Genomic DNA, 2,912 nt, shown 5'->3' on the forward strand with positions numbered 1-2,912 from the left:
CTTGAAGTACCAGATGTGCGTCACGGGAGCGGCGAGCTCGATGTGGCCCATGCGCTCGCGGCGCACCTTGGCACGGGTGACCTCGACGCCGCAGCGCTCGCAGATGATGCCCTTGAAGCGCACGCGCTTGTACTTGCCGCAGTAGCACTCCCAGTCACGGGAAGGGCCGAAGATCTTCTCGCAGAAGAGGCCGTCCTTCTCGGGCTTGAGGGTGCGGTAGTTGATGGTTTCCGGCTTCTTGACCTCGCCGTAAGACCAGCCGCGGATTTCGTCCGCGGTGGCAAGGCCGATTCGCATGAGGCCGAAGGAGGATTCGCTGGACATAGGGTCCCTGTTCTCTCTTTGTTCTCTAAATTCTTGAAGTCTTATGGGTGCGGCGGGGGTCCAGGCCCTGCGCCGGACCGGTGTTCGAGGAAGCGGCCTTCAATATTTCAAGGCCGTCCGCGGCCGCCGGAAATTTCGTTGGCCGCGTTCGAACACCGGTTCGACGGGGTGAAACCTAGACTTCCTCGACAGAACTCGGCTCGGCCCGTGAGAGGTCGATGCCCAGTTCCTCCGCGGCCCGGAAGACTTCTTCATCCGAGTCACGCATCTCGATCGTGGTGCCGTCGGTGGAGAGGACTTCCACGTTCAGGCAGAGCGACTGCATTTCCTTGATGAGGACCTTGAAGGACTCGGGAACGCCCGGCTCGGGGATGTTCTCGCCCTTGACGATGGCCTCGTACACCTTGACGCGTCCGTGGATGTCGTCCGACTTGATGGTCAGGAGTTCCTGCAGCGTGTAGGCCGCACCGTAGGCCTCGAGGGCCCACACTTCCATCTCACCGAAGCGCTGTCCGCCGAACTGCGCCTTACCACCCAGCGGCTGCTGCGTGATCATCGAGTACGGGCCGGTGGAGCGCGCGTGGATCTTGTCGTCCACCAGGTGGTGGAGCTTCAGGATGTACATGTAGCCGACGGAGATCGGATCCGGGAACGGTTCGCCGGAGCGACCGTCGAACAGGCGCGCCTTGCCGGACTCGCCGATGAGGCGCTCTCCGTCGCGGGTGACGTTCGTGGAACCGAGCAGGCCGACGATCTCGTCCTCGGTGGCGCCGTCGAACACGGGGGTTGCGACGGTGGTCGAGGAGATCTCCCGGGGGAGGTTCGGGAGGTTCTTGAGCCACTCGGGCTCGCCCTCGATCTTCCAGCCCTGCTTGGCTGCCCAGCCGAGGTGGATCTCGAGCACCTGGCCGACGTTCATGCGTCCGGGAACACCGAGCGGGTTCAGGACGATGTCGACGGGGGTGCCGTCCTCGAGGAACGGCATGTCCTCGATCGGGAGGATCTTGGAGATGACGCCCTTGTTGCCGTGGCGGCCCGCGAGCTTGTCACCGTCCGTGATCTTGCGCTTCTGTGCCACGTAGACGCGGACCAGCTGGTTGACGCCCGGGGGCAGCTCGTCGTCGTTGTCGCGGTCGAAGATGCGAACACCGATGACCGTGCCGGACTCGCCGTGGGGGACCTTCAGCGAGGTGTCGCGGACTTCGCGGCTCTTCTCGCCGAAGATGGCGCGCAGCAGACGCTCCTCGGGGGTCAGCTCGGTCTCACCCTTGGGGGTGACACGGCCGACGAGGATGTCGCCGGCTTCGACCTCGGCACCGATGTGGATGATGCCGCGCTCGTCGAGCGCGCCGAGGACCTCCTCGGAGACGTTCGGGATGTCGCGGGTGATCTCCTCGGCACCGAGCTTGGTGTCGCGGGCATCGACCTCGTGCTCCTCGATGTGGATCGACGTCAGGACATCGTCGGAGACGATGCGCTGCGACAGGATGATCGCGTCCTCGAAGTTGTGACCCTCCCAGGACATGAACGCCACGAGCATGTTCTTGCCGAGCGCGAGCTCGCCCTGGTCAGTGGAGGGACCGTCGGCGATGATCGTGTTGTACTCGACGCGGTCGCCCTCGGAGACCAGGACGCGCTGGTTGTACGCGTTGCCCTGGTTCGAGCGGGCGAACTTCATGATCGGGTAGTTCGTCTCCGTGCCGTCGTCGTTGAGGACGCCGACCAGATCGGCGGACACCTCCTTGACCACGCCCGCCTTCGTCGCGGTGACGGCGTCACCGGCGTCGACGGCTGCGTTCTTCTCCATGCCGGTGCCCACGAGGGGACGCTCGGAACGGAGCAGGGGCACGGCCTGGCGCTGCATGTTCGCACCCATGAGGGCGCGGTTGGCGTCGTCGTGCTCCAGGAACGGGATCATCGCGGTCGCGACGGACACCATCTGGCGCGGGGAGACGTCCATGTACTCGACCTCGGCGGGCTCGACGAGCACGGGCTCACCGGAACCACCACGCGTCCGCACGAGGACCATGTCCTCGGTGAACGTGCTGTTCGCGTCGAGGGGCGCGTTCGCCTGGGCGATGAGGCGCTCCACCTCGTCGTCGGCGGTCAGGTAGTCGATCTGGTCGGTGACGATGCCGTCGACGACCTTGCGGTACGGGGTCTCGATGAAGCCGAACGCGTTGATGCGGCCGTACGAGGCGAGCGAACCGATGAGGCCGATGTTCGGGCCTTCAGGGGTCTCGATGGGGCACATGCGGCCGTAGTGCGAGGGGTGGACGTCTCGGACTTCCATGCCTGCGCGGTCACGGGACAGGCCACCCGGGCCCAGCGCGGACAGGCGACGCTTGTGCGTCAGGCCGGCGAGCGGGTTGTTCTGGTCCATGAACTGCGACAGCTGGGAGGTTCCGAAGAACTCCTTGATCGCGGCGACGACGGGGCGGATGTTGATCAGGGTCTGCGGCGTGATGGCCTCGACGTCCTGGGTGGTCATCCGCTCGCGGACGACGCGCTCCATGCGGGACAGGCCGGTGCGGACCTGGTTCTCGATGAGCTCGCCCACGGCGCGGATGCGGCGGTTGCCGAAGTGG

General features: G+C 65.5%; 2 protein-coding genes. Both read right to left on the reverse strand.

What is annotated here, in order from left to right; translation table 11 throughout:
- A partial coding sequence (locus CVO76_RS09025) for a hypothetical protein (protein WP_208739019.1) occupies positions 1 to 324 on the reverse strand: 324 nt, incomplete at its 3' end.
- Positions 325 to 499: 175 nt separating this feature from the next.
- Positions 500 to 2,912: DNA-directed RNA polymerase subunit beta (locus tag CVO76_RS09030; RefSeq protein WP_208739020.1), on the reverse strand; the 2,413-nt coding region annotated here is incomplete at its 5' end.

Source organism: Arthrobacter agilis (assembly GCF_002953615.1).
Lineage (GTDB): Bacteria > Actinomycetota > Actinomycetes > Actinomycetales > Micrococcaceae > Arthrobacter_D > Arthrobacter_D agilis_B.